Origin of the sequence: Acetobacterium wieringae, from assembly GCF_001766835.1 — a bacterium.
GTDB classification, from domain to species: Bacteria; Bacillota; Clostridia; order Eubacteriales; family Eubacteriaceae; genus Acetobacterium; species Acetobacterium wieringae.
The window spans coordinates 134098-158477 of the sequence record NZ_LKEU01000010.1 but is presented as its reverse complement, the minus strand read 5'-3'; the positions used below and the strand labels follow the sequence as shown (position 1 = coordinate 158477).

The following is a 24380-nucleotide window of genomic DNA, read 5'->3' as shown; positions in this document are numbered from 1 at the left end:
TATGAAAGGGGCAAAAATGTTTATTGAAGTGAATGACATTAAAAAAAGTTATGGCGAAGGAGGCAGCTATGTCCAAGTGCTTAAAGGGGTATCCACAGGCATTCAAAAGGGTCAAATCTGTGCGATATTGGGGCCAAGCGGATCGGGGAAATCGACCCTGCTTAATACCATCGGCGGGTTGGATACCATCGATAGTGGCAGCATAAAAATAAGTGATAGTGAGATTTCTAAACTGAATCCCAAAGAATTGTCACTATACCGACGAAATTTGCTGGGTTTTATTTTTCAGTTTTATAATCTTGTTCCCAATCTTACGGTTAAAGAAAACATCCAGGTTTGCGAATACCTGACAAAAACACCACTGGATATCAATGAACTGCTGGAAGTATTGGGGTTAACCGAGCATCAGAAAAAATTTCCCTCCCAATTATCAGGAGGGCAGCAACAGCGGTGTGCCATTGCCAGAGCACTGATCAAGAACCCCGAACTGTTATTGTGTGACGAACCGACCGGAGCGCTGGACTATCAGGCATCTCGGGAGATTTTGATGCTGATTGAGAAGATTAATAAAAAATATGGTACCACCATGTTCATTGTTACCCATAATACTGCGATTAAAGAGATGGTTCATCGTGTCATCAAAATCAAAGACGGTCAAATCAGTCAAGACTACGCCAATACGGTATTGAAACCGGCCAGTCAACTGGAATGGTAGGTTATTTCAATGATTTTGAATAAGCGAATCATCAGGGAGTTAAAAGAAAACTGGGCACGATATGGAGCATTGGCATTTTTAATCATCTTTTCGCTGGGGTTGGTCGTGAGTATGGCTGGCTCTACGGATGTGGTCAATTATACGATTGATAAAAATAATGAAAAGAATCAACTGGAAGACGGAGAATTTTCGGTTTATGTTCCCCTAACCGAAAACCAGCAGCAGGAACTTGAAAAAATGGGCGCAAGAACCGAAGCAGCCTTCTATGTTGATTTGTCCGGTCCAGAGAAATCGGTTCTCAGGATTTTTAAGAATCGAAATAGTATCAATACTATTGAGCTGGAAGAGGGACGACTGGCCGATCATAGGGGTGAAATCGTTCTGGAGAAACACTATGCCGAAAAGCATGGAATAAGGGTTGGCCAATCTATTGAGGTAGATCAAAAGAATTATCAGGTGACCGGGATCGGAACAGTGCCGGATTATTCCAATGTTGTCCAAAATGTTTCGGACGTGTTGGCGGATTTAAAACAATTCAGCATCGGATTTGTATCTGAGTCGGAATTTAATCAACTGTTAGCAGAAGATATCAATGTTGAATATAATTATAGCTATAAATTGGATGGGAAACTGACTGATTCAGAACTAAAAGAAAAATTAGTTGATCTGGATTTTGATAAAACAAAGGTCGCCAATAAATATATGCAAGAAATCATCGATACCATTGAAAAAGGCAAGAATGATTTATCCGGTGGCGTTAATGATCTGGCAGATGGGACGCAAAAACTGGCAAATGGAGCCAACTCACTCAAACAGGGAAGCAATGAATTGGCAGAAGGAGCAGGCAGTCTGGTAAGTGGCACCGATCAATTGAGCTCAGGTTTAGAAGAATTGACAAATTCCAATACTACTTTAAATCAAGCAGCTGACGATGTTTTTCAGGGGATGCTTGCGCAGGTAAATAGTGAATTTGCAAATATGGGGATGACAGTCACGGTTACCGGCGATAATTACAGCAGCGTGATTGACAGCTTAATCAAAACCATTGACGGCTCCGATGCGAATACTGTGATTGTGCTAAATACCATGAAAGCGCAACTGGATAGCTACAAAGCCTTTAAAGATGGACTAACAGCCTATACCAATGGTGTCGAATCGGCCTATTCCGGGTCGGTGGAATTGTCAGCAGGCGCAGATAGTCTGCATCAAGGCAGTGAGGCTGTGGCAAATGGGGTCAATACCTTGAGTAATGGCTCGGCCGAGTTAAACAGTGGAATGGGAGAACTAAAAAATCAGGTCACCAATTTTATCAATGAAAATATGGCTTATCAATATGTCAATCTAATCACTTTTTTAGAAGCTGGTGATAATCAACGGATTACAAGCTGTAAAAGCGATGCCGCCATCAATAAAAACTCCGCTTTAATTGCGGGAGTTATTATACTCACCCTAATTGCCTATATGATTTCAGTATTTGTGATTCATACCATCGATAAGGAAAGTGCCGTGATCGGGGCGCTCTATTCAATGGGTTATGTAAAAAAAGAACTACTCAAACATTTTATGATCCTGCCGATGCTGGTTGTCACTGCATCAGCACTGCTGGGGACCGGCTTAGGGTTTATGCTGATTGGCGAAAATATTAAGGAGAATGTTGCCTACTATTCTTATCCCGGATATGCCATGGTATTTCCACCCTATCTTTTGATTTATGGTGTTTTGCTACCGATCCTGATTGCTTTGCTTGTCAATTATACAGTTATCAACAGCAAACTATCCTTAGCGCCGCTTAAATTGCTCAGACGAGAAAAGAAACAGCATCAGCTGACAAGTATCGACCTGAAGGAGATGGGTTTTATTAATCGCTATCGGATTCGACAATTATTACGTGAAATCCGGGGAAACATCACCCTGTTTTGTGGACTTTCTATTGCTATTCTACTGATGGTTTTTGGCTTTAGTATTTATGGGAGTATTAGTGCCTATGTCAATAATGTGGCATCCGACGTTGAGTACAATTATCTTTACTTGCTGAAGTATCCGATGGAAACGGCCCCCACTGATGCCACTAAAGCTTATACCGAGTCTTTAACCGCAGACCTTTATTTGACCGGGGGGGAGATGGACGTGACGGTTCAGGGCATTGATGATCAAAACCCCTATTTTGATTTTTCGCTGGATGGCGAAAAAAATGAGGTGGTCATTTCTGACTCGGTCGCCAGTAAGTTCGGTTATCGGGTCGGAGATGAAATTACCCTTTTCGATAATCTGACCGATCGAAATTATAATTTTAGGGTTAAAGCGGTGGTAAATTTTGCCAGTGGCCTCTATATTTTCATGGATATTAAAGATATGCGTGAGCTGTTTGGACAGGAAGAGGACTACTATAATACCCTGATGTCTGATCAGGAACTGGATATTGAAGCCGGAAGAATCGCTACGGTCATAACGGTCGATAAAATGGTCGCTGCGGCCAGACAAATGTTCACCATGATGTATGGGTTAGTAATTACCATTCTGGCCGCATCGGTACTACTTTTTGCGATTGTGATGTATTTACTGGTAAAAATGATGATTGATAAATCAGCCTTCAGCATTTCGTTAATCAAGGTGTTTGGTTATAATGAACGGGAAATAAAAAAGCTATACCTGGGCACCACCTTTTATACGGTTGCGCTCACGACCCTTATTGCCATTCCGGCCTCTAAAATGATAATTAATAAGATTTACCCTTATATGGTATCCAATGTTTCAGCTGGCATGAATGCCACCATGTCACCCCAATCCTATCTGATCATGGTGGCGATTATTTTAAGTGCTTACGCCATCGTGAATTTTATGGTCGGCAGACATTTGAAAAAGATTTCCCTGGTAGAGATTTTAAAAGAACGCGAGTAGCAGGGGGGACTTAATTATAGCAACCGGGCTTAAGATTCCTGATCAAAAGCGGCCAGAATGACGTCAAGGGCATGAAGGACATTCATTTTTTCTTCATTGGGGATGTTATCAAAAATATCTGCAAAAAAAGTATCGTTATTGCTTTCAATCGTTTCAAATATAACCATACCAGATTCAGTCAGGGATATGTCAACACTGCGCCGATCTTCAAGTGAAGGGGTGCGTTGGACATATCCCTTTTTTACAAGTCCGTCCACGGTGCGGCTGGTGGTGCTTATATCGATGGCCAGGATGACGGCTAAGTCCTTTAAAGAAATGCTATTAATACGGCCGATTTCCACTACAGCATGGCATTGGGCCAGGGTCAGAACGGCGGCGCAGCAGCTGCCATTATTTTTTTTCAAGAGTCCCAGTTTTCGCTCCAGGATTCGTATTTGTTCTCTAAATTGTTTTGGTTGTGCTCGATTCATAACAGCCACCTCCTTTAAGCTGTGTTTATTGTAGCATGTTTGATTTGCGCTTGCAATATTTGATAAAAGCAATAGTTGTTACTTGCAATTAAAAGAGCCGTATGTTACAATTACAAACAAATTTGAAAGGACGTGTAAAATAATGAATCAGACCATTAAAAAAGCTGACAACTATTTCTTAAAAACATATAATCGTTATCCGATTGTATTAGAATCCGGGGAAGGGGTTTATCTCGTTGACGATGCAGGAAAAAAATATCTTGATTTTGCAGCGGGCATTGGCGTGTTTGCCTTAGGTTATCAAAACAAAAAATATAATGAAGCCTTGAAAACCCAGATCGATCAACTCATTCATACCTCCAACTTGTTTTATAACAAGCCATCCGCTGAGGCGGCCGAGAAGTTTATTCAGGTATCGGGAATGGAGAAGGTGTTTTTTACCAATTCCGGAACAGAAGCCATTGAAGGGGCGCTAAAGATTGCCCGTAAATTTTATTTTAATAAGACTGGCAGTCCCGCAGGCGAAATCATTGCCATGGATCACTCCTTTCATGGCCGCAGCATGGGGGCGTTGGCGGTTACCGGACAGCCAAAATACCAGGAAGCTTTTGGTCCGATGATGCCAAATATCAAGTTTGCCCAGTTTAATAATCTGGCCAGTGTCAAAGCGCAGATCAATGAAAAAACCTGCGCCATATTAATGGAAACCGTTCAGGGCGAAGGGGGCCTGTATCCGACCACCGCCGAGTTTTTAAGCGGTGTGAAAAAGCTTTGCGAAGAATATGATCTGTTGTTGATGCTGGATGAAATCCAATGCGGCATGGGACGGGTGGGAGAAATGTTCGCTTACCAGGCATATGGCGTCATCCCAGATGTGGTGACTTCAGCCAAGGCCCTCGGATGCGGAATTCCTGTCGGGGCGTTTGCGGCCCGGGGAAAAGCTGCCGCGGTTTTAGAACCGGGGGATCACGGTACCACCTACGGCTTTAATCCCCTGGCGGGAGCTGCCGTTTCGGTGGTTTTGGATATCTATGAGGAGACGGATTTGCTGACTCATGTCACAGCAGTCAGCAGCTATCTGGAAGCGAAACTCGATGAACTGGTCAGGGACTATCCGGGAGTCAAAGAACGACGCGGGATGGGTTTAATGCAAGCCCTTGAACTGGATCGACCGGTTGCAGATGTCATCGCCAAAGCCCAGGAACTGGGACTGATTATCATCACCGCCGGACCAAATGTATTGCGATTCCTACCGCCCTTGGTGATCGAGAAGAAACAGATCGATGAAATGATTGGGATTTTAAAAGTTTGTTTGGATTAAATGTAAATTTATCCCGACTTTGTCCGGGGGATACGATGGAAAATTCGATGCCATCAACATCTTTTGAAAAATTGCTGAATTTTATGATAAAAAGTAGTAGAATAAAGAAAAACAAGGAGAGTCAAGAATGATTTCTTATCGCAAAGAGTTGCATTTTAATTTGCCCAGACGAAGAGGATTGGTCAATATTACCAGAGATGTTGAGAAAGCCCTGGCAGAAAGTGGCATTCAGGAAGGGCTGATTTTGGTCAATGCGATGAATATTACGGCCAGTGTTTTTATTAATGACGATGAGAGTGGCTTGCATCAGGATTATGAGCTCTGGCTTGAAAAACTAGCGCCGGAAAAGCCCTATAGTCAGTATCGGCATAATGGTTATGAAGATAATGCCGATGCCCACTTGAAACGAACGATTATGGGAAGAGAAACTGTGGTAGCCGTCACCGCCGGCAAGCTGGATTTTGGCCAGTGGGAACAGATTTTTTATTTTGAATTTGATGGCAAACGGGATAAGCGGGTGCTGGTCAAAATCATTGGCGAGTAAAAAATTTAGAAGTCTGAATCCAACCAGCATAAAGAAGGAGCGTGAAATAGATGAAGAGCATTCTACTTGTCATTGATTACCAGCATGACTTTGTGGATGGGGCTCTCGGCTTTCCCCAGGCGGTACTCCTTGAGGAACCGATTGCCCAAAAAATAATGGCATATCGCCAGAAAGGCCAGGAAATTCTATTTACCTATGACACCCATACGGCCGATTATCTGAACACCCAGGAAGGCAGAAATTTACCGGTTGTTCACTGTATCAAAGGAACCCCCGGTTGGGAGCTTTATGGCAAGGTGGCAAAGCTGCGGTGGGATACCGACACCTGTATTGAAAAGATCGCCTTTGGATCGCTGGAGCTGGCTGAGTTTCTGGCGGCGAACCACTATGACCAGGTCGAGCTGGTGGGGGTGGTGTCAAATATTTGTCTGATCTCGGATGCTGTGCTGGCCAAGGCGGCTTTGCCGGAAGCGGAAATTATTGTTGATGCCAGCTGTGTCGCCAGCAATGATGATTGTTTGAATGCGGCAGCTTTGGATGTGATGGCCAGCATGCAGATCTGCATTATTAACCGCAGAGCAAATGGGTAATAGTCAGTTCTTTAAATCAATTTTTTGAGGTATAATAAACCCAAAATGAGGCGACAACAATGGCGACCAGTAAAGGATTTGCAGACTCTGTCTTGGATCAGGGCATGACATTGGGATATTTTGTTTGTCATGCCCCATTGGATGTGAGAACGTTACCTTCGGCAATAGCGCTGGTGATAATGATCAGGCGATCTTTAGGAATTGGATTTGATAAAAGTATGGGTATCCTTCACATCAGCAAAGGTGTTTTGCAAAGCAGCCATAAAAGCGGCGTGAACAAGGGCAGCAGGAACCGGAGTATTTTCCCAGAGCAGATCTCTAGTAGTACAGGCATCGCTCAATAATTCTATTGCAAATCCCAGTCGTTTGGCAGAACGAACCGTTGTGTCAATACACATATGGCTCATCATGCCACAGATCACCAGTTGCTCAATCGACAATTCCTTAAGCAGTTGTAATAAATCCGTATTAAAAAAACTATCCGGGGTATGTTTGATAACCACCCTTTCACCAGGTAAGGGTGATACCAGGGGATGGATTTTGACCCCTTCGGTAGCAGCGACAAAAAAGGGTGCTTCCGGGTTTTGGTTGATGTGTTGAACATGAAAAACCGGGAGCCCTTTTTTCCGAAAGAGCGCCAATGCGCTTTGGGCGTTTTGGGCAGCGGCATCAGTTTGATTGAGTTCAAAACGTCCACCAGTAAAATAATCATTTTGGATATCAATTAGGAGCAATGCTTTTTTCATTTCTTAAACCTCCTTGTTTTCGACAGTATAATTCATCTTGGGTAGGAGGTAAATTACCCACTTTTTTGTGGGTAGGCTGATAAATGCCCGGGCAATTAGCGGGGATAACAAATTCCTTTTTGATCCAAAACTGCAGTCAGATGATGTTCAACCATATAGTCAATACCAACGTCCTGCATAATTTCAATGGCTTTAAGGATCTGCTTGCCCCGTTCGGTGAGATAGTAATCAACATGAAGCGGATAACCGGGGGCATTTTCTTTGGCGACAAGGCCAAAATGGCGAAGTTCTTTAAGCTGCTCCAGGAGCATCTTTTGACTGATGCCGGCGATGCTTTTCTCCAGTTGAGAAAGCGTAACAGCACCAGCTCGCATTTGAAAAATGATAATGGTTTTCCATTTACCTTTGATAATGTCGTGGACAATTTCAAGTGGGCAGGTGTAGTCCGTGCGGATTTTCATAGATAACTCCTCTTTTTAATGATCGGCATTGCATCTTTTGACGGGACAAAATTAACGGGCGCAAAACCTGGCATACTTAAGATTATTATAACAGATTCAAAGCTAGTCTTAACAAATAAAAGAATAATTACGTTATTTACTGGGCCAAAAGCGGTATAATAAACAAAAATAATCGGGAGGTAATTATGGAGTTTCAGGAAGTTGTAGAATTAAGAAGAAGTGTCAGAAAGTATGATCCGGATAAAAAGGTTGATGAAGCCACGTTAAATCAAATTTTCGAGGCGGCGATTTTGGCGCCATCATGGAAAAATTCGCAAACAGCCCGGTATTATGTTATTCAGAGCGAGGAAACGCTGGCAAGATTTAAAGAAGCCTGTCTACCACCGTTTAATGCAAAGAATTCGGCAGATGCACCAGTGTTGATTGTGACCACCTTTGTCAAAAATGATTCTGGCTTCAACCCGGATGGTGAACCGACCAATGAACTGGGAAACGGCTGGGGACTTTATGATCTGGGTTTACACAATGAAAACTTGATCCTTAAGGCAATCGATCTGGGCTTGGATACCTTAGTCATGGGTATTCGAGATGCCGATAAAATTCGGGAAATGCTGTCAATCAGCCAAGATGAAACCATCGTTTCGGTGATTGCACTGGGTTATGGCACCCAGGAACCTAAAATGCCCAAAAGAAAAACAGTTGCAGAGATTGTCAAGTTTTTCTAATTTGGCAGCGTCGAGATGATTCAATACTGGCCATTCGCATGTAGGAGTCATTGCCATCTTTTGTTTTAAAAGAACTGACTTCAAAGCTGTTCAAAGACGTGCTGTTGGATGTCTGATCAGTTTGGGAGGAAGAATCACCACTGCTTTTTGTTCCGGAGGTACATCCGCAGAGCAAAAAGAGGGTAAGCACAAGCAAGAGAACCAAGAACTTTTTCATGTAAATGCTCCTTTCTTTTGTGATCAGGAATCACTTTGATAGTATTATTCTACCCACCGCTGACTATTTAAAACGTCAAGATATTCGGCTTATGCCGTTATAAACCAACAGAGTGGTCCCCGCAGCCTCTTTAAGTGTGCAGCTTGAGGCGGGGATTTTTCTAATTAATGCGCTTGACAAGTGAACAAGTGTTAACTATTATTAGGTTAACACTTGTTCACTTGTGGTGCATGATTAAAGGAGCGATTATGGATACTAAGGAGCGAATATTATATATTTCGTTGGATTTATTTGCGCAGAAAGGTTTTTCAGGCGTATCAGTAAGAGATATTGCAAGTGCTGTAGGTGTGCGTGAGAGTGCGCTATATAAGCATTTCAAAAACAAACAAGACATTTTAGACAGTATCATGGTGAGCATGAAAGAGCGAATCGAATTGGTTTATCAGGAAAATGAAGTTCCCGAGGTAGTTACAGAAGACGTTGCACAGGCATATAAGGAATTATCACTTGAAAAATTATGTGAAATATCCTGGAATCTGTTTTCTCTTTTTACGAAAGATCCGTTAGTATCAAATTATAGAAAATTATTAATGCGAGAACAGTTTGGCAATGAACAAGCAGCCAGACAGTATGGTGAGACCTATTTATTAGGGGCGGTTCATAAACATAGTAAGACGTTTGCCAAGCTCGTTGAAGGTAAATTGTTCAGGGAAGAAAATCCGGAAATCATTGCGCTTCAATTTTATGGCCCGATTCTTTTACTGTTTCAACAATACGACTGTAATCCTGAGAACGAAGAACAGATTAAGGGTTACTTAAATGAACATATAAGAGTATTTGGGGAAAATTACAGCAGGCAGGTATGATCATTTGAAGAAGAAAAAAGTTATTATGATTATTAGCGGAATCTTAGTTGTATTGGCGTGATCGCAATAAAATTTAATCTCGAATAGAAAAAAGCATCGGCACGATTTGAAACATACCAGAATAAAGTAGAAACATCATATGGAAGAATAGTCTATATTGATGAAGGCGAGGGCGAAGTCATACTGAGCTGTCATGACATCTGCGGCTACGATCAAGCCTATGATACACTTGCGGATAAAACCGATGATTATCGAGAGAAAAAATATGTGTCCATGGCAGTGCTTGCGACAATTAGCCTATCAAGTATGTTAATCGGAGCAATTGGCACGGGATTAGTACAATTGATTATTTTGGTGTTACTGAAAGGTTTAGCGTATTTGCGGCAACCGCTTTTACGGCCATTTTGGGATTATATGTTTTTTATGGCATTGATTATTAAAAAAAAAGGTTTGACAACTTAATAATTTGAATAATTCATGAAGTAGCAAGTTAGCATCTGGCACTAAACATTAGTATAACAAAAAGTCAGCTGGTTTAGCTGACTTTTTGATAGTTTCAAACGAAGAAAAACGCTTCGTTTCGTGTTTGTGTTGCTTCTAGTTGTAAATCAGTTCCGAAACGACAATGGCATGGGCCTGTTCCTTGAGCTGGTTCATGTGCCATACCCAGGTTAACGGGCTGGTTTTCGGGTCAGGCGCCGGATGTCTAGCCAGAAGGCACCCCATGATCTGATCGAGCCGATTGCGGGCCGACTGTTCGACTGTCCGCAGGTGTTCGCCGAGTTTATCCTGGAAAAACAGCTCCAGGAATAAGTGTTGCTTATGCTCTTTGAGATAACGATAACGCAGCGCCTCATATTTTCCGATTTCTGACTGGTTGATGACATGAAACGCATCAAGGGTATTGTTGTCGAAATACTCATTTTGAATGACGGGTGTTAGGGTCGGGTCGATTTTGGATTGATCCGAGTTCATTAAATCCTTCTCCTTCAAATGTGCAAACCTTTCCGAAAGCGATGTTGCAATTTTCGAATTTACCGAGATTTTTTAAGCGACTCAATTTGCGTGAGTCCATGTTTTTGACCGGGAATTTCTCAGACGCAAACTTTTCTCGGCCTGATTTTTTCGGTCGTGAAATATTTTTACCCAAAACTCAACCGGATATTTATTTTTCATCGTTAATTCGGTATCTTTCGGAATGAAGTAAAGAAGGTTTTAAGAATTAAATTCAAGGTTCAGAAAGTCGTGCAAAACAGCCATCCCGTATGATCGATGGCGCTGTGCTATTTATTACAATAGTCGCTCAGTTGTTATCGCCAGACGGCAAGGTCGCCATGAGGGCAAAAAAATGCTTGGGCTCGCCGGAACTGAAATAATCATACCAGGCGGCCAGGGTGTCTGCCTGAAAAAGATCCAAATGCTCAATGATCTGTCTGGCCCACAACAAAGCGCCGGTGGAACTTGCCGTAATCAGGTTGTGATCGGAAACCGATGGCTGGTCGAGATAAAATTCCTGGCCTTTATAAGCGGGACAGAAGATTTCAAGAAATCCCGGGCCATTGCTGGTATGCGGACGATTATCTAATAGCCCAAAGTTGGCAAGCGCAGCAGTTGCCCCGCAGATGGCCCCTACTGTCGCACCGGAAGCGAGAAATTCGCTGGCTTTTTTAATGATTGCGCTATGCTTGGGGTCGTTCCAGGTATCGGCACCCGGCAAGAGCAGGACGCTTGTTTTGCTCATCACAAGCTCATCAATCAGGCAATCGGGTACGACTGTCATCCCGCCCATGGTTGTAATCGGTGCTTTGGTAGCGCAAACTGTTTTGAGCGAGACCGGTGGGGCGCCCTTTTTAAAAAAGCGACCAGAATTAAGCTCTGCCGTAACATAGCCCAGTTCCCAGTCGGCCAAGGTATCAAGAACGTAAACATAGATCGTAAACATAAATTTCCTCCATTTTCATTGTGTTTTAAAATGTAAACAGGTAATGCCTGGTTGCTCTTTTATTATACCTTGCAATTGTTGACAACAGTATGGCCATAATTTACAATGAAAAAAAAGAAAGTTAAAAAATTGAAAGGCGGCGATCCGATGAAAGTGGACCGGCTGATTAGTATTATTATGATTCTTCTTGAAAAAGAGCGGATCGGCGCACAGGAGTTGGCAGATCTGTTTGAAGTGTCCCCCCGCACCATTTATCGTGACATCGATGCGATCAACATGGCGGGTATTCCTGTTTGTTCGACACCGGGAGTGGGCGGTGGCTTTGCCATCATGGATACGTACAAGGTTGATAAAAAAGTATTTTCGACGGCCGACCTTTCGGCGATCCTGATGGGTCTTTCTAATCTTTCAACAATGATTCGGGGGGATGAACTGGTAAACGCCCTGGCCAAAGTTAAGAGCTTTATTCCCGCCGACAGCGCCAAAGACATTGAACTGAAGGCAAATCAGATTTATATCGATTTAAGTCCATGGATGGGCAACCGGAATATACAAGCCTATTTGGAAATTGTCAAAACAGCGTTACAGGAACACAAGCTGCTATCCTTTGACTATGCCGACCGCCATGGCAATAAAACCGCCCGAACAGCCGAGCCGTATCAGCTGTTATTAAAAAGTAATCATTGGTATTGGCATGGGTATTGCCACAAACGAAGTGATTTTCGCTTATTCAAACTGTCCCGCATCTCAAACCTGCAAATGGAAGAAAAAACGTTTGTACCACGAGAACATCACAAACTGGAGTTGGATTTTTCGGATACGCTGGCGACGATGCAGACAAAAATTAAAATCCGCATTCATCAATCGATCCTCGACCGGGTTCTTGATTATTGCCCGTATGAACACATTTTGCCAGACGGCGATGACCATTACATTGCTTATTTTCCCTTCATCGAGAACGACTATTACTTCACGATTCTTTTAAGTTTTGGCGATAAATGCGAGTGCTTGGAGCCGCCCCATATCCGTGCGGAAATGAAACGCAGAATCCAGGATATTGCTGCTTTATATGAAAATGCGGACAGGGAGCACGAATCAGGGGGCGGGCTAGTGATTAAAGAAGAATAAGCATAAAAATATCTATTTGTTGAGAGGAAACGGGTGAGATTTCTTAAAATTTAGATGCCAATTATCGTATTTGTCGTTTTTGAAATGATTGCACTGGGTTTTGAGGGCGCATTTTTATTATTCAAGAATAAATTCTCCTTTTTCGACACTGGTAACGGATGGCGTTCCATCTAAGGTGACATGCATCTGTGCTTCATAAGACTTCCATTCAAAATCGGACCAGCTAACGCCTTGAGTGGTGGCATTACTTTTACCTGTTTCTTCATTGCCAGTTGTTTCAGTCTGTCTTTCCTGTCTTTCCTGACTTTCTGCCATCATCTTTGCAGCCATTGCCATCGCATACAGCTGCGGACTTGTCTCCATTAATTTTTTCAGGTCAGAACTGGACACTTTTCCGCCCGCAGAAATTTTGGCGGCGATTTCAATCGCTTCCGCTAAATCTTTGTAGGCATTGGCCCAGGATTCACTTTGTTGTTTGGAGACCGCCAGATTATGGGCCAGATTACGTTGATTAAAGGCCGCTTCCCGATCCGCCTGGGCCTGCTGGTCGATTTCCGCTAATTGCTTTTTTACATCATCAGAAAGCTGGATATCGACACCGTTAACGGTAAGATAGCCTCTTGAAATAGCCCTGCTAACCATTGCGGAATCAGAAAAATGGATAACAAAACTGTTTGCTTTCTCGCCCTTGGTTATTCCAAGCGAGTCTTTTCCTGATGTGGCACGCATTGTCTCGTCACTTCCCGGCGTTTCATAGGCTTCTTTTGAAATACTAAGCGTATCCGTTTTTTTTGAAACAGACTGACTGGATGATTGGCTTTTTTTTATTGATTTTTGACTTTCTGTCATTTGATTGTAGCTGCTATAGAAATTTTTAACAACAGAACTTATTTTCATCGAAACATTGCCCCCTTTTTGCAAATTGGTGTGTCTTTATATTCATTATCTTTTCTATTATCGGCAATAATTATAATTTTGTTAGTATTGCCAACATTGATTTGTTTGTGTTTCAGGTGTCAAACTTATCTCAGATCATGTTTTATAGCTTATAATTTGAAATATCATGTACTTTGGTATTGGAACAATTCTTGCATTTGATTGCAAGGATAACCGTGCATTTTGTAAATATATTTGTCCCATTACAATCTTTTTAAAACCGGCGAGTTATTTCTCACTGCTTAGGATTAAAATAGATGAAGAAAAGTGCAACGGCTGTGGCCGCTGTAAAAAGGTATGTCCGATGAATGTTGAGATGACAAATAATTCTCGAAAACGGATAAATGGAACGGAATGTATTCTGTGATTCAAATGCATTGAGGAATGCCCCCAAAAGGGACTACACATATAGAAACAAGTAAGCCTTGCATTTCGTTTTGTCAAGGAAGCGAATTTCTTGTTACTTGAGCGCGACATGCAAGTGGATATCCACAATCCGCCATTGCCTATTACGATCGATGTGACGTTGTTTAGTGAAGATGTTTCCTATGATAAAATTGCTGAAGTTGCCAAAGCTTTGGAAACCATCTTAGTTGAAAACGACATTCCCATTGTTGACTACAATATTCGTATTTTGCCATTGTCCGATAAACCGCAAAATAAAGATCAAGCGGTTTCGTGGGTCAATTCACTTTCGATTTCTGATTTCCCAACAGCGCTAATGAATTCGGAAAATCTGTCACAGGTGATGGATCAGTTTGAAATGAACCGGGTTAATGAGGTAAATGAAAAAGATAAAAAATGAATGAGTATCAAGAAGATGGTTATTGTGTGGTTGTGAATTCTGTCTAATACAGAAATTGTCAGAGATAAGTTTGTAATTGCGGTCTGCCTATCAGTAACTACCATTGCTCAATCCGAAGAAAAAATGATCTTGCATCACAGAGGGGAGTATCCAACAATTGAGACGGTACTGGGGAAAGCAATGGGGGCACTATTTGGTTACAAATGGTTTCAAAATATTGTGAGACCAAAAGGCTGATGGATGGTATAATTAATCAAATATGGGTCAGTTTATGATAAACACAAGTCGATGAAATGTAAAAAAACAGCACCTTTGTCTAACCGGAATATGACGAACGAAACGTCCCCGAGTTATGCCTGTGTTATGTGAAGGAAAACGGGAAAAGCGGGCGCTGGTTAAAATAATTGGCGCGTAAGGTAGTTTGTCGGCTTGTATCTGACCAGAATATAAAAGGAGATAACAATGGCAACCAGTAAGGAATTTGCAGAGTATGTTTGTGATCAACTAATGGCAGCGGGAAACGTCAGCTGCAGAAAAATGTTTGGCGAATATGGCATCTATCTTGACGAAAAAATTGTGGGTCTGATCTGCGATAATCAGTTTTTTTTAAAGAAAACCGAAGTGGGGCGTTCCATGATCGAAGAACACCTGACAACCGTTGAGGAGGGGCTGCCATACCCCGGGGCCAAGCCACAGTTTTTGATTGAATCATTGGATGACCGGGAGTGGCTGGGGGAATTGTTGCGGGCCAGCTATCAGGAACTGCCAATGCCCAAACCCAAGAAAAAGAAAAAATGATGAATCAGCAAGCATATAAAAAGACTTACAAACCATTGGTTTTGTGGCTGCTGTTCTTTCTGGCAGCAAGCACCCTGATGCCAATGGGGATCAACAGAATAATGCAGGAACACTTAAAGATTACTTGGGGGGCGGGTGCTGAGGTTAAAATGATCCTGATGTTCATGGTGCTTGCCATTGATGGATTAATGTGGATGATTTATGCTGGTGAATATGTCTACTGGATTAATGGCGGGCCCAGCTTTGAGGAAGCAAAAGCAGCGGGCAGTGAAAAAAGAAAAGCATATGCAGGGGCGCATTTAAAGGTGTTTTTAAAAATGACATTGCTTTGCTGTGTCTACCTTGCAATCAGTTTGCTTTTTCGATTTCCGATGGGGATTGATATTGTTGCGATCACAGCAGCTGTTGTTGGCGCAGCGATTAAGACCATGCCGATTCACTTTGATTAAAAACGTTGGGCACATTTGATGTGAGGCTGTCACAGCCAATCTGCCATAGCGGCGATATATTGTTTTAACGACATTAAAGCTTCGACAATCCGAAACAATCAGCGCAATGAAATCTTTATGATGCGCTAAACAACCGCTGCGTGAGGCATCAAACCATCTTTATGGATATTTTAGACGAAGAAAAAACGGCTAGTGTGAGATAGCCGTTTTATGTGCATTAATCCTTTATCTCGTCAATCAAGTCAGACAGTTCGCCTTCCTCGTCGAGTTTTTTCAGGTCCGAAAAGCCGCCAATACAGGTTTCCCCGATAAAAATAAAGGGGACGCTATAGTGATGGGTTTCTGCCTGTAACTGATAACGCAGGTCGTCATTCTTAAAAATATCAACATCGGTGTAGGCAATTCCACGTTCATCAAGCAGTTTTTTGGCACCATTGGAATACGGACAAAACGGCCAGGTATACAATTTTATTTCTTTTTTCATGGGTCTCCTTTCTTTACATCATCAGGGATCAATGTGATGGTATTATTCTACCCCCCACTGGTCACTTAAAACGCCAGTATTTTTCAAAAAAACGTTTCAAAAACCGGGTGGCAAAACGGAGGTATTCAAAAACGGAGAAAATTAAACAGGTTATCAAGCAGTTTAGGATAAACCGAGTTAATGCGGTAAATGAAGGCGCTAAAAAGTGAACACATACCCGGAAGAGAGCAATTGTAGTGTTACGCTTGCCGGGATATGTTCATATGGTGGCGGATATTGTTTTTATTAAAAGACGCCAGCAGGTCATCCAGCTGTCGCTCCATCGTTTGAATCACCTGTTCCTCGTCCTGATAGCTAATCACTTTAAAGACATTCTCAATCTCAACGACGCCATAGTTGTTGTTCAGCTGCTTGTTCAAAAACGCATTCATCAGACTGTCGGCGACGGACTTTAAGACGTCGACATTTTTATCAATCGCTTTGATCTGTTTGATCGTTTTTCCCCGATTGAACAGAAAATCCAGCTGGGTAATACTGATCAGGTAGGACGCACTGTAAAAACTCAGCCATTCGCGAACCTGCCGGTTAAACGCCTGTTTTTCAACGGTTTCAATCAGTTTTTCAGGTGTCAGCCCGTTATAGTCAATGTTGTCGAGCAGCAGCAACTTAAAATTGACATTGAGTTTTCTGGCATTATTCCAGATTTCGGCAATCAACCGTCGGCGTTCGGTGGCATAACTGACAATTGCGACAATCAGACTGACGAGCGATCCGGTAAAGATGCCAAAAAGAAACGAATTGTAGTTATCGAGGTTATTAAGAATATGACTTTTAAACGGGTCGACAACTAAATCGGGGATTATATCGTCAATCGCAAAAATCGCAATTGCAGATAAAACCGTCAGAACCAGGGTCACAATCGTACTGTACTTAAATGTCTTCATAAACAACGCTCCAGATTTTTTTATTTATTATAACTAAGTTTATTTTGATTGTAAATCCATTGATTAAAATAAAATTCGTAAAAGCGAAGGTTATCAGTAAGGAGTCTGGCGAGTTTGATAAACCCTGCAAGCGTTGCGTTATCAAGGAGTAGCGAATTGTCAAGTTTTATCGAATTTGTCGTCACTGTGGAATACGGATGCGTGTTGATTTTAACAACCATACTCTGTGGAATGTACAAGAGGTCAACGTGTATATTTTATATACTCGCCGGAAATGGTTGAAATGGGACAGATGGTGCACCAGGTGCGTGGTTTATAAACCAGTGACAGGATCACACCGATAAACGTGGTGGTCATCATCATGGAATAAAAACGGTAGGACAGATGCGTCAACCAGGCTGGGAGTCTTTCAAATGTGATCAATTGAGGCATTTCAAATGGCAGGGGAATCACAATCAGAAAACGCAGGTATTCCAAAGCGGGTGAAAAGCCTAATCCAACACGAATGGTGGTCATGGTGATAAAGGTTAGGCTGATACCAAAATAGATAAGCATAATCCATTTTATCTTACCCTGGATAAAAAAGGCTGGCGTTTTCAACGATAATTTCGAAGTAAGTTTACCGGTCGTGCTCAGCAGGCTGGCCCGGGGGCAGTAGCCTTGGCACCAGGTCTTTTTACGGTTTCTAAATAATAAAATAAAGGGTAATATCATACAGATGAGACCTAAAATGGCAAAGTGAATATTGACAAACCCCAAAGCAAAATAAGTCAGGACCAGGAGGAATAAGAATTGATTGTTTTTCATACAAAAGCACCTGTAATTAAAAACGAAGAACGGGTCATAAAACCAGGAATGGTTCCATAAATACCAGTTCGATGGGGTTTGGCAGTAATGGGCCAACTGCCGTTGAGACAGCTTTGCAGTTTGTAGTAAAAAAGCCCCAATGCGCCACCGAAAAGTGAGCCTATTATTTTAGTATACATTTTATACCTCCGAAAAAATTGATAAATCAGGTGAATGTCTCTTATTGTATCAAAGGCTTTTTTTGAAATCGGTGATTAGATCACAGTAAATAAACGGATAGTTCAGAAGCCCTGATGCCAGGGGGACTTATGCTGATTTGAGAGATACTCCACAAATGAACCGACGCCAAGTATTTGCAGTTGAATAAAACATCAAATAAGGATATGATTTTATCAACTGGAAAGGAGTCGTTGAGAATGCCAAATATCAAACCAGTCTCGAACCTAAGAAACGATCCGGAAGTATTGCGGGATGTTGCGGTGGCAAACCAGTTTTTTTAACAAAAATAGTCGAGCCATGGGAAGATCACTGGCATTGGCAAAGACAACAAAAAAGGCTCTGTTTATTGAAAATGAAAAAGGAGGGATCTGAAATAATGAAAGACAGAAAAAATATTCTATTTCTTGCCATTGGCGTGCTGCTCTCAGTAGTTTCGAAACTGTTGCAATTTGTTTATCAAGCGAAGATTGGGGACTTCATTGTTATACCGGCAGCGGTATTTTTTGTGTTGGCGATTTTGCACTCGTTGCCAGCTTTTAAAGCCCTGTATCGCACCGCTAAAGGAGCCCGACAAGCCAATATTATGGCAACCCTGGCTTGTTCGGCAGTGGTGTCATTTCAGATTATGATGATCCTGATTATTGGCAATAGCAATTGGTTGGGGTTGTTGCTGCTGGTGCCATTTATAGCACTGGGAGCTCTGTTTGGGGTTAAATGGTTTCAAAACATTGTGAAGCCAAAAGGCTGAGGTGGAGGAGGTTCGTTGGCAGATTTAGCGGGAAGAACAAACGTTGTTACAATCCTTTCCGATAAGTGTTGCGGGTTTAGAGAATTTCAGCGATTCTGAAACGACAAAAAACCTGCCACTCGCTGGTAACAGGTTTCCGTAATTTTATCTTGATATTTTTGATTGAATTGATAAAAACGACGCTACAATTTCATAAAGCGTTTGATTAAAAATCGGGTTGGCTTATAATAAAAGCCTTCCATGGTTTTGGCAACAGTCGCCAGCTCATCTCTTATTTTTATATTCTGGGGGCAATGGCTTTCACATTTCCCGCATTTTGAACAAAGAGATGCATTACTCGTCTGGCTTTTGACACTGGTTTGCATAATATACTTGCTAAGCGCCGCTGTTTTTCCTTCAATCTCCCGATCATTATAGGTTGAGAAGCACGTAGGAATGTCAACACCTTTCGGACACGGTAAGCAATAATTACATCCGGTACAGGGGATTTTTATCTTTTCGCTAAGTATTTGGGTGACCTGATTAAACAACCCGAAATCAGCCTCAGTAAAGGCATTGGCTTTCGCCTGGGAAGCGACTTTAATGTTTTCTTCAACCATCGCCTGTGAATTCATGCCCGATAAAACAACCGTAACTTCGGGATGATTCCAAATCCAACGAAAGGCCCACTCCGCTGGGGAACGCTTCACGTAAGCATTGTCCCACACCTTATAAACTTCCTTGGGCAGATTGGTAACCAGCTTCCCCCCTCTTAAGGGTTCCATGATCATCACCGGCAACCCTTTGGCAGCAGCATATTCCAAACCGCCTTTGCCAGCCTGTTTATTTTCATCCAGAAAATTATATTGGATCATACAAAATTCCCAGTCATAGGCATCCACCAGTTTTATGAATTCGTCCCGACCACCATGGTATGAAAAACCAATATTGATAATCTGCCCGGCCTGTTTTTTTTCCGCGATCCATTTGAGAATCCCTAAATTGACCAGTCGCATCCAGATATTGACATCGGTAAGCATGTGCAGGAAATAATAGTCGATACGATCAGTTTGCAGCCGTTCCAGTTCGGCATTGAAAATCTTATCCAGATCTTCATATTTCTTTACTAAATATGGGGGCATTTTGGTGGCAATTTTTACCCGGTCACGATAGCCTTTGGCCAGCACCCGGCCTAAAATCACTTCACTTTTGGGATAAATATAGGCGGTGTCAAAATAATTAACGCCATTTTCAATGGCATAGATGATCTGTTGCTCAACCTCATTTTCATCTTTGGCAAAACGCATACACCCAAATCCCAGGGCAGAAAGTTTGTCGCCATTTTTAGGATTGATTCGATAATTCATATACGTAGCTCCTTCATTAATTCATTATAATCGCTTTTGATCAGTATTCTCTGATTTCATTGTATCTTAACTGTGATGACGTACAATCAATATGACTGATTAGTCATTCATTTGCAAAAAAATTAGTTTTTAATGCTGTCCCATAGAAAATTAAATGATGTTTCAACAAACCCGTCGTCGGCTGCCAAACTGGGGTTATCAATAAAATAATAGGTGTTCGCATTGAGAATACCCATCAGCAGATTGCTCATATAATCCAGACTGACATTTTTGATAATTTCCTGCTCAATTCCTTCGGCAATTAATTCCATGATATTATTAAATTTACTTAACCCTTCTTTCCGGGTGGTTTCCCCGATACAGGAAGCATTACAGAACTGTTGAAAAAATAAAAATTCTTCAGTATGATCAAGGCTCCAGCCGATGTAATTAATATAAATCCGTTTGAGTTTGCTTCTGAAAGTCGATTCTTGTTCAAGCCCAAGGGTTAATCGCCGGGTCAAGGATTCTTTGCAGGTCAAATAAAGCACATTAATCAGTTCTTCCTTGCTTCCGAAATAGTTGAACAATGTTCCGGTTGCCACCCCAGCCTCTTTTGTAATCCGAGCGGTCGGGGTGTTATCAAAACCATATAAATTAAAAAGTTTTAAGGCTGCTCTTAATAGTCTGTCGCGCTTATCCAATTCATACCTCCTGACCAATCTTTTTCTGAATCTTGATGATGTTGATTATACTGCAAAATGACTATTCAGTCAATTAAAATTTCTGACATACTTTGCTTTTAAACTTTTTTATCTGCCTTCACGAAATAAAAAGATTTGGGATAACCTGCTTGCCTATTGGGCTCATAACAGATGCAGCTTCCGTAGATCGCCAGCATGGATTCTTAGCTTATTCTGGATTTAAAAAATCGACCCAAATGAAATGGATAACGTTGTTGAAGGAATTGTTGGCAGATAAGCGAACTCAGCGGATCGTGAAGATTCAAAAGAAAATGGGGAGAGTAACCGCCAAGTGAGTCGGTTCTGGGGCTGGGCAAGATGATGGTGGAGGCATTAAACGGATGCATATTTCTAAAGCTTTAATTGAGGAGCAGCTTACTTTGATGGAATAAATGGCTCGTTGTATAGTCGGGATATGACGAACGAAACGTCCTGGATGTTTCTCGGATGTCTCTGCCAATCTGATTCCAGAGGAGTTTGAACTGTTCAAGCTGCCGTCCTACACGATGATGGATTTTTTTTAAACTATTACTCAGCTTCGCTAAAATATTTTATAAAATGCTTATAATAACCCTTTGATTTTTCGGTGACATAGTTGCCGTCAATCTGAGGGTTATTCAATAGTTGATCAATATTAAATCCACCGGTGTAGGGGTCTAACACGCAGCCAGACAGATGTTTAGCTTTTATGGCGTGATTGGGACAGGCGTAAATACAGCGCATACACCAAATGCAATTGGAGCCAAAAGAGATTCCATCTTCCACTTCAGAAATATTATTGGTCGGGCAGTCACGAACGCATTTTTTGCAGTGCGTGCAATTAGCCGAAGCTGCCAGGCCTTTCGCAAAGTATTGGGCACCATAATGTTCTTCCCCATAGTAAAGAACCCGAAGCAATTTGCTTAGAATCCCATTTATTTTTAAATGTTGTTCCTGTTCATTGAGGGTATCGGTGACGATGTGCTCTACTTTTTTAACGGCGGCCTGGTATAACTGTTTATTTAGTTGATCGTCATATTTAATAAACAAGTTGCAGGGCATGGCAATGATAGAATTATGGAAGACCCGATAGCCTTTTGCTTCCATTATCTGGATAACCCTATCGGACGCCCCCTGGTTAAGGTAGTGTGGAGAAGAGGCGGTCTTGAAGACAAAAGCTTTTTTCCCCGGGCAGCTGGGCAACATCTGGGCAAACTGGTCAGTAATACCCGAAGCGCCAAATCCCAGAACGGGATGACCGACTCCAATCAGATCAAAATCATTGATGACTGATGTCTTTTTATGATTTACAACATCCTCAATCCGAAATAGTTCAACTTCTACTTGGCTACGTTTGTAGGACTCAACTAACAGCCGGGCAATAATTTCTGTATTGCCGGTACCTGAAAAATAAAAGATCCCGATTTTTTTCATTCTAATAGCCTCCTTGGGTAGAAACCTTAAATCCTTGAGATTAATACCGAATTGATAAACTGAGCTTCAAAATCTCCAATGACAGCATCAAGATCGATGTTTTCACTCATTACCAGATAGGATAGGACACCATCCAGTGCAGACATCAGGGTCAGGGCACTGGCCCGGGTATTGTGTTCAACAAATTGTCCGTTGCTGATGCCTCGGTCATAGAGTGCTTTGATAAAGTCGCTGATATGCGTATAGTAATCTGCATACGCTTTCCACATTTCCGGAGTTGCAATGGCTTTAATCATGGTTAAAAAGAAAAAAGTAAGCTCCTTCTGGTGTGATAACCAGTATGAGACATAGTTCCGGATGTAAAATTGAAGCCCTGCAACCGGGTCAGATTCTTTTAAAGCGAGGTGAACATACTCATAAATTGGTTCATTCAGCTTTTCACTGGCATAAAATAAAATTTCGTCTTTGCTGCCAAAGTGATGATACAAGCCACCTTTACTGATTTGCGCTTGTTTGGCAATGCTCTCCATGGAGGCTCCTTCATAACCCTTATCAAGAAAAACCTCAACGGCAGCATTGACGATGTCATTCATCCGTTTTTCTTTTGTTTCCCATTTAGCCATAAAAATTCCTCCTTTAAAAAACCGACCGTCGGTTTTATTTTAAAGCGATGATCTGATTTTGTCAAGAGGTTCTTTTAACGCGATGGTTCAATTCATTTCAAGCACTTGGATTTCGTCTTGTCATATAGGTTTATATGACGGTGAGACGTTTTGTTTGTCATGCCAGTCAGTCGATGTCAGGCAAGTTAGAACAACAGCAGATGAACCAGGAAAGGGCAAAGCAAGCGCGGAAAAACGGTACTACTCGAATTTACTATTTAATGCTAAAGCGTCTGAATGGCCGTAGTCTTTTTGGGGTTCATGCGGAACGATCGGCTTTTATTGAAGAACTGGATTAAAATAATTAAACTGGCAGGTTTCGATTGCTTGCCTAGAGTATGTTCAATGACTACGATTTTTTTTAAAGCAGATGATTATTTTTACAGCCCCTTAGTGTGGAACGGATATGACGAACGAAATGTCTCCGAATTCTGCTAATTTTTTGAGTTCAGTAAAAAAGCCTTTTTAACAGGACCCGTAACGTTCCTAGACATGCAAATGGATAAAAGTGGTGCCTTTGATTAGAATAATGGGTGAATAAGATGTATGTTGTAATTATATTTAAGGACAAAGTCAATAAAATGGGGTATAATATCTTTAAATATTCGATAAGGGGTGACAAATTATGGCACAAACAAATCTCAACATTCGAATGGATGAAGAATTGAAAAAAAACTTTGATATGATTTGTACAGAACTGGGCTTAAATATGACAGCAGCGATCAATGTTTTTGCAAGAGCGGTGGTTCGTAAGCATGGAATTCCCTTTGATTTGACGATCAATGATGATTTTTTCTATAGTGAAGCAAACGTGGAAAGATTAAGAAAATCCATCAAAAGTCTTGAGGCTGGCAAGGGAACCATTCATGAGCTAATTGAGGCTGACGATGAATAAGGTCTGGACGGATGAGGCCTGGGAAGATTACCTATATTGGCAAAGCCAGGATAAAAAGACATTAAAGCGAATCAATGTACTGTTGCAGGATATTGACCGGAATGGTTATGAAGGAATTGGGAAACCAGAACCATTAAGGTATGAATTCCAAGGTTTTTGGAGTCGCCGAATTGATGACACCAATCGAATTGTATACCGGATAAAAGGCGGTCAAATTGAAGTTGTGCAATGTCGTTTTCACTATAAATAAACGGATATAGCAGAAGCCTTGCTGGTAGGGGAAATTTGCGGAAAGAACCATTCGACACGGCTGTTTTGAAAATTTTTAAATGCAATGGGTATTTCAAAAGGTTTGATAGAGGACCAGCTTACTTTGATGGAATAAGCGTCGGTTTATCATAAATTTGACAGAATGAAAAAATGGCTCATTCATGCATCGTGGATATGACGAAGCGTCCTCATGTCTTCTGCAAATGCAATAGCTCCAGAGGTATCGTCATTATAATTTTCTTGCAAAATCAGTAATAAA

The 24380-nt window shown here is 41.7% G+C and carries 31 protein-coding genes; 16 read left to right on the top strand and 15 right to left on the bottom strand.

All coding sequences use genetic code 11. From position 1 onward, the window contains the following. The first annotated feature begins 16 nt into the window (after positions 1 to 16). Complete coding sequence (locus ACWI_RS01265; protein WP_070369615.1) at positions 17 to 715, top strand: ABC transporter ATP-binding protein; 699 nt, start codon at positions 17 to 19, stop codon at positions 713 to 715. Positions 716 to 724: 9 nt separating this feature from the next. Then, the gene (locus ACWI_RS01260; RefSeq protein ID WP_070369614.1) at positions 725 to 3613 is read left to right on the top strand and encodes an ABC transporter permease; all 2889 of its coding nucleotides are present in this window, start codon (positions 725 to 727) and stop codon (positions 3611 to 3613) included. Positions 3614 to 3642: 29 nt separating this feature from the next. Here ACWI_RS01260 and ACWI_RS01255 read toward each other — a convergent pair whose 3' ends face one another. Beyond that, positions 3643 to 4083 carry a MarR family winged helix-turn-helix transcriptional regulator gene (locus ACWI_RS01255; protein WP_070369613.1) on the bottom strand — a complete coding sequence of 147 codons (441 nt, stop codon included), beginning with the start codon at positions 4081 to 4083 and terminating at the stop codon, positions 3643 to 3645. A gap of 142 nt (positions 4084 to 4225) precedes the next feature. Here ACWI_RS01255 and ACWI_RS01250 point away from each other — a divergent pair, with 142 nt between their 5' ends. The 3 genes from ACWI_RS01250 (at position 4226) to ACWI_RS01240 (ending at position 6538) form a co-directional block, all read left to right on the top strand. Continuing rightward, positions 4226 to 5404 carry an aspartate aminotransferase family protein gene (locus ACWI_RS01250; RefSeq protein ID WP_070369612.1) on the top strand — a complete coding sequence of 393 codons (1179 nt, stop codon included), beginning with the start codon at positions 4226 to 4228 and terminating at the stop codon, positions 5402 to 5404. A gap of 127 nt (positions 5405 to 5531) precedes the next feature. After that, a complete protein-coding gene (locus ACWI_RS01245; RefSeq protein WP_070369611.1) occupies positions 5532 to 5948 on the top strand; it encodes a secondary thiamine-phosphate synthase enzyme YjbQ in 417 nt (138 codons plus the stop codon). A 50-nt stretch (positions 5949 to 5998) separates the two neighbouring features. After that, on the top strand, positions 5999 to 6538 hold the full coding sequence (locus ACWI_RS01240) for a cysteine hydrolase family protein (protein ID WP_070369610.1): 540 nt from the start codon (positions 5999 to 6001) through the stop codon (positions 6536 to 6538). 194 nt (positions 6539 to 6732) lie between these two features. Here ACWI_RS01240 and ACWI_RS01235 read toward each other — a convergent pair whose 3' ends face one another. Both ACWI_RS01235 and ACWI_RS01230 read right to left on the bottom strand, forming a co-directional pair. Next, positions 6733 to 7284: a cysteine hydrolase family protein gene (locus tag ACWI_RS01235; protein WP_070369609.1), complete on the bottom strand. Its 552-nt coding sequence runs from the start codon at positions 7282 to 7284 to the stop codon at positions 6733 to 6735. Between the two features lie 95 nt (positions 7285 to 7379). Further along, a complete protein-coding gene (locus tag ACWI_RS01230) occupies positions 7380 to 7745 on the bottom strand; it encodes a winged helix-turn-helix transcriptional regulator (protein WP_070369608.1) in 366 nt (121 codons plus the stop codon). 185 nt (positions 7746 to 7930) lie between these two features. On the opposite strand from ACWI_RS01230, the gene ACWI_RS01225 reads away from it, so the two are divergent. Next, positions 7931 to 8470: a nitroreductase family protein gene (locus ACWI_RS01225; protein ID WP_070369607.1), complete on the top strand. Its 540-nt coding sequence runs from the start codon at positions 7931 to 7933 to the stop codon at positions 8468 to 8470. Here the strand turns inward: ACWI_RS01225 and ACWI_RS01220 are convergent. Next, positions 8457 to 8687, bottom strand: coding sequence for a hypothetical protein (locus ACWI_RS01220; protein WP_070369606.1), 231 nt, complete (start codon positions 8685 to 8687; stop codon positions 8457 to 8459). The two genes, ACWI_RS01225 and ACWI_RS01220, sit on opposite strands and share 14 nt — an antisense overlap. 248 nt (positions 8688 to 8935) lie before the next feature. Here ACWI_RS01220 and ACWI_RS01215 point away from each other — a divergent pair, with 248 nt between their 5' ends. Continuing rightward, a complete protein-coding gene (locus ACWI_RS01215) occupies positions 8936 to 9553 on the top strand; it encodes a TetR/AcrR family transcriptional regulator (protein ID WP_070369605.1) in 618 nt (205 codons plus the stop codon). A gap of 597 nt (positions 9554 to 10150) precedes the next feature. Here the strand turns inward: ACWI_RS01215 and ACWI_RS01210 are convergent. Together ACWI_RS01210 and ACWI_RS01205 are read right to left on the bottom strand one after the other, a co-directional pair. Continuing rightward, a complete protein-coding gene (locus ACWI_RS01210; protein ID WP_070369604.1) occupies positions 10151 to 10528 on the bottom strand; it encodes a TnpV protein in 378 nt (125 codons plus the stop codon). A 328-nt stretch (positions 10529 to 10856) separates the two neighbouring features. Next, positions 10857 to 11495, bottom strand: coding sequence for a type 1 glutamine amidotransferase family protein (locus ACWI_RS01205; protein WP_070369603.1), 639 nt, complete (start codon positions 11493 to 11495; stop codon positions 10857 to 10859). Positions 11496 to 11642: 147 nt separating this feature from the next. Here ACWI_RS01205 and ACWI_RS01200 point away from each other — a divergent pair, with 147 nt between their 5' ends. Further along, complete coding sequence (locus ACWI_RS01200) at positions 11643 to 12623, top strand: helix-turn-helix transcriptional regulator (RefSeq protein WP_070369695.1); 981 nt, start codon at positions 11643 to 11645, stop codon at positions 12621 to 12623. Between the two features lie 117 nt (positions 12624 to 12740). Here the strand turns inward: ACWI_RS01200 and ACWI_RS01195 are convergent, their stop codons facing one another. Beyond that, positions 12741 to 13520, bottom strand: coding sequence for a hypothetical protein (locus ACWI_RS01195; RefSeq protein WP_070369602.1), 780 nt, complete (start codon positions 13518 to 13520; stop codon positions 12741 to 12743). Positions 13521 to 13686: 166 nt separating this feature from the next. On the opposite strand from ACWI_RS01195, the gene ACWI_RS18360 reads away from it, so the two are divergent. The 4 genes from ACWI_RS18360 (at position 13687) to ACWI_RS01180 (ending at position 15611) form a co-directional block, all read left to right on the top strand. After that, on the top strand, positions 13687 to 13926 hold the full coding sequence (locus ACWI_RS18360; protein ID WP_338076077.1) for a 4Fe-4S dicluster domain-containing protein: 240 nt from the start codon (positions 13687 to 13689) through the stop codon (positions 13924 to 13926). A gap of 90 nt (positions 13927 to 14016) precedes the next feature. After that, positions 14017 to 14364: a hypothetical protein gene (locus ACWI_RS01190; protein ID WP_228878932.1), complete on the top strand. Its 348-nt coding sequence runs from the start codon at positions 14017 to 14019 to the stop codon at positions 14362 to 14364. Positions 14365 to 14826: 462 nt separating this feature from the next. Further along, complete coding sequence (locus ACWI_RS01185) at positions 14827 to 15162, top strand: TfoX/Sxy family protein (RefSeq protein ID WP_070369601.1); 336 nt, start codon at positions 14827 to 14829, stop codon at positions 15160 to 15162. Continuing rightward, entirely contained in the window at positions 15090 to 15611 is a 522-nt protein-coding gene (locus tag ACWI_RS01180) for a hypothetical protein (RefSeq protein WP_175440868.1), read from the top strand. Before ACWI_RS01185 ends, ACWI_RS01180 begins: the two co-directional genes overlap by 73 nt. A gap of 217 nt (positions 15612 to 15828) precedes the next feature. Here the strand turns inward: ACWI_RS01180 and ACWI_RS01175 are convergent, their stop codons facing one another. The 4 genes from ACWI_RS01175 to ACWI_RS01160 form a co-directional block, all read right to left on the bottom strand. Then, positions 15829 to 16095 carry a glutaredoxin domain-containing protein gene (locus tag ACWI_RS01175; RefSeq protein ID WP_070369599.1) on the bottom strand — a complete coding sequence of 89 codons (267 nt, stop codon included), beginning with the start codon at positions 16093 to 16095 and terminating at the stop codon, positions 15829 to 15831. A gap of 239 nt (positions 16096 to 16334) precedes the next feature. Next, a complete protein-coding gene (locus tag ACWI_RS01170; RefSeq protein ID WP_070369598.1) occupies positions 16335 to 17039 on the bottom strand; it encodes a hypothetical protein in 705 nt (234 codons plus the stop codon). Positions 17040 to 17282: 243 nt separating this feature from the next. After that, positions 17283 to 17846, bottom strand: coding sequence for a hypothetical protein (locus tag ACWI_RS01165; protein WP_070369597.1), 564 nt, complete (start codon positions 17844 to 17846; stop codon positions 17283 to 17285). Next, positions 17843 to 18025 (bottom strand): hypothetical protein, encoded by a 183-nt coding sequence (locus ACWI_RS01160; RefSeq protein WP_070369596.1) that lies wholly within the window; start codon positions 18023 to 18025, stop codon positions 17843 to 17845. The genes ACWI_RS01165 and ACWI_RS01160 overlap by 4 nt, the downstream gene beginning before the upstream one ends. A 416-nt stretch (positions 18026 to 18441) precedes the next feature. Between ACWI_RS01160 and ACWI_RS18890 the strand changes: the two genes are divergently transcribed. Further along, positions 18442 to 18813, top strand: coding sequence for a hypothetical protein (locus tag ACWI_RS18890; protein WP_070369595.1), 372 nt, complete (start codon positions 18442 to 18444; stop codon positions 18811 to 18813). Between the two features lie 182 nt (positions 18814 to 18995). Here the strand turns inward: ACWI_RS18890 and ACWI_RS01150 are convergent, their stop codons facing one another. From ACWI_RS01150 to ACWI_RS01130, 4 genes are all read right to left on the bottom strand, one after another. Then, the gene (locus tag ACWI_RS01150; protein WP_070369594.1) at positions 18996 to 20159 is read right to left on the bottom strand and encodes an aldo/keto reductase; all 1164 of its coding nucleotides are present in this window, start codon (positions 20157 to 20159) and stop codon (positions 18996 to 18998) included. A gap of 122 nt (positions 20160 to 20281) precedes the next feature. Then, complete coding sequence (locus tag ACWI_RS01145) at positions 20282 to 20842, bottom strand: TetR/AcrR family transcriptional regulator (RefSeq protein ID WP_070369593.1); 561 nt, start codon at positions 20840 to 20842, stop codon at positions 20282 to 20284. A gap of 567 nt (positions 20843 to 21409) precedes the next feature. Then, positions 21410 to 22294, bottom strand: a complete 885-nt coding sequence (locus ACWI_RS01135) for an EFR1 family ferrodoxin (RefSeq protein WP_070369591.1) — start codon at positions 22292 to 22294, stop codon at positions 21410 to 21412. 26 nt (positions 22295 to 22320) lie between these two features. Next, positions 22321 to 22917, bottom strand: a complete 597-nt coding sequence (locus tag ACWI_RS01130) for a TetR/AcrR family transcriptional regulator (RefSeq protein WP_070369590.1) — start codon at positions 22915 to 22917, stop codon at positions 22321 to 22323. A gap of 140 nt (positions 22918 to 23057) precedes the next feature. Between ACWI_RS01130 and ACWI_RS18725 the strand changes: the two genes are divergently transcribed. The 3 genes from ACWI_RS18725 to ACWI_RS01120 all read left to right on the top strand — a co-directional run bounded on the left by ACWI_RS18725 (position 23058) and on the right by ACWI_RS01120 (position 24101). Beyond that, positions 23058 to 23255: a hypothetical protein gene (locus ACWI_RS18725; protein ID WP_139142301.1), complete on the top strand. Its 198-nt coding sequence runs from the start codon at positions 23058 to 23060 to the stop codon at positions 23253 to 23255. Positions 23256 to 23581: 326 nt separating this feature from the next. Beyond that, positions 23582 to 23851, top strand: coding sequence for a type II toxin-antitoxin system RelB/DinJ family antitoxin (locus tag ACWI_RS01125; protein ID WP_070369589.1), 270 nt, complete (start codon positions 23582 to 23584; stop codon positions 23849 to 23851). Next, a complete protein-coding gene (locus ACWI_RS01120) occupies positions 23844 to 24101 on the top strand; it encodes a Txe/YoeB family addiction module toxin (RefSeq protein WP_070369588.1) in 258 nt (85 codons plus the stop codon). Before ACWI_RS01125 ends, ACWI_RS01120 begins: the two co-directional genes overlap by 8 nt. Positions 24102 to 24380 lie beyond the last annotated feature (279 nt).

Coding starts and splice junctions, on each gene's coding strand:
- ACWI_RS01265 (WP_070369615.1), top strand. CDS start 17: ATGTTTATTGAAGTGAATGACATTAAAAAAAGTTATGGCGAAGGAGGC.
- ACWI_RS01260 (WP_070369614.1), top strand. CDS start 725: ATGATTTTGAATAAGCGAATCATCAGGGAGTTAAAAGAAAACTGGGCA.
- ACWI_RS01255 (WP_070369613.1), bottom strand. CDS start 4,083: ATGAATCGAGCACAACCAAAACAATTTAGAGAACAAATACGAATCCTG.
- ACWI_RS01250 (WP_070369612.1), top strand. CDS start 4,226: ATGAATCAGACCATTAAAAAAGCTGACAACTATTTCTTAAAAACATAT.
- ACWI_RS01245 (WP_070369611.1), top strand. CDS start 5,532: ATGATTTCTTATCGCAAAGAGTTGCATTTTAATTTGCCCAGACGAAGA.
- ACWI_RS01240 (WP_070369610.1), top strand. CDS start 5,999: ATGAAGAGCATTCTACTTGTCATTGATTACCAGCATGACTTTGTGGAT.
- ACWI_RS01235 (WP_070369609.1), bottom strand. CDS start 7,284: ATGAAAAAAGCATTGCTCCTAATTGATATCCAAAATGATTATTTTACT.
- ACWI_RS01230 (WP_070369608.1), bottom strand. CDS start 7,745: ATGAAAATCCGCACGGACTACACCTGCCCACTTGAAATTGTCCACGAC.
- ACWI_RS01225 (WP_070369607.1), top strand. CDS start 7,931: ATGGAGTTTCAGGAAGTTGTAGAATTAAGAAGAAGTGTCAGAAAGTAT.
- ACWI_RS01220 (WP_070369606.1), bottom strand. CDS start 8,687: ATGAAAAAGTTCTTGGTTCTCTTGCTTGTGCTTACCCTCTTTTTGCTC.
- ACWI_RS01215 (WP_070369605.1), top strand. CDS start 8,936: ATGGATACTAAGGAGCGAATATTATATATTTCGTTGGATTTATTTGCG.
- ACWI_RS01210 (WP_070369604.1), bottom strand. CDS start 10,528: ATGAACTCGGATCAATCCAAAATCGACCCGACCCTAACACCCGTCATT.
- ACWI_RS01205 (WP_070369603.1), bottom strand. CDS start 11,495: ATGTTTACGATCTATGTTTACGTTCTTGATACCTTGGCCGACTGGGAA.
- ACWI_RS01200 (WP_070369695.1), top strand. CDS start 11,643: ATGAAAGTGGACCGGCTGATTAGTATTATTATGATTCTTCTTGAAAAA.
- ACWI_RS01195 (WP_070369602.1), bottom strand. CDS start 13,520: ATGAAAATAAGTTCTGTTGTTAAAAATTTCTATAGCAGCTACAATCAA.
- ACWI_RS18360 (WP_338076077.1), top strand. CDS start 13,687: ATGTACTTTGGTATTGGAACAATTCTTGCATTTGATTGCAAGGATAAC.
- ACWI_RS01185 (WP_070369601.1), top strand. CDS start 14,827: ATGGCAACCAGTAAGGAATTTGCAGAGTATGTTTGTGATCAACTAATG.
- ACWI_RS01175 (WP_070369599.1), bottom strand. CDS start 16,095: ATGAAAAAAGAAATAAAATTGTATACCTGGCCGTTTTGTCCGTATTCC.
- ACWI_RS01170 (WP_070369598.1), bottom strand. CDS start 17,039: ATGAAGACATTTAAGTACAGTACGATTGTGACCCTGGTTCTGACGGTT.
- ACWI_RS01165 (WP_070369597.1), bottom strand. CDS start 17,846: ATGAAAAACAATCAATTCTTATTCCTCCTGGTCCTGACTTATTTTGCT.
- ACWI_RS01160 (WP_070369596.1), bottom strand. CDS start 18,025: ATGTATACTAAAATAATAGGCTCACTTTTCGGTGGCGCATTGGGGCTT.
- ACWI_RS18890 (WP_070369595.1), top strand. CDS start 18,442: ATGAAAGACAGAAAAAATATTCTATTTCTTGCCATTGGCGTGCTGCTC.
- ACWI_RS01150 (WP_070369594.1), bottom strand. CDS start 20,159: ATGAATTATCGAATCAATCCTAAAAATGGCGACAAACTTTCTGCCCTG.
- ACWI_RS01135 (WP_070369591.1), bottom strand. CDS start 22,294: ATGAAAAAAATCGGGATCTTTTATTTTTCAGGTACCGGCAATACAGAA.
- ACWI_RS01130 (WP_070369590.1), bottom strand. CDS start 22,917: ATGGCTAAATGGGAAACAAAAGAAAAACGGATGAATGACATCGTCAAT.
- ACWI_RS01125 (WP_070369589.1), top strand. CDS start 23,582: ATGGCACAAACAAATCTCAACATTCGAATGGATGAAGAATTGAAAAAA.
- ACWI_RS01120 (WP_070369588.1), top strand. CDS start 23,844: ATGAATAAGGTCTGGACGGATGAGGCCTGGGAAGATTACCTATATTGG.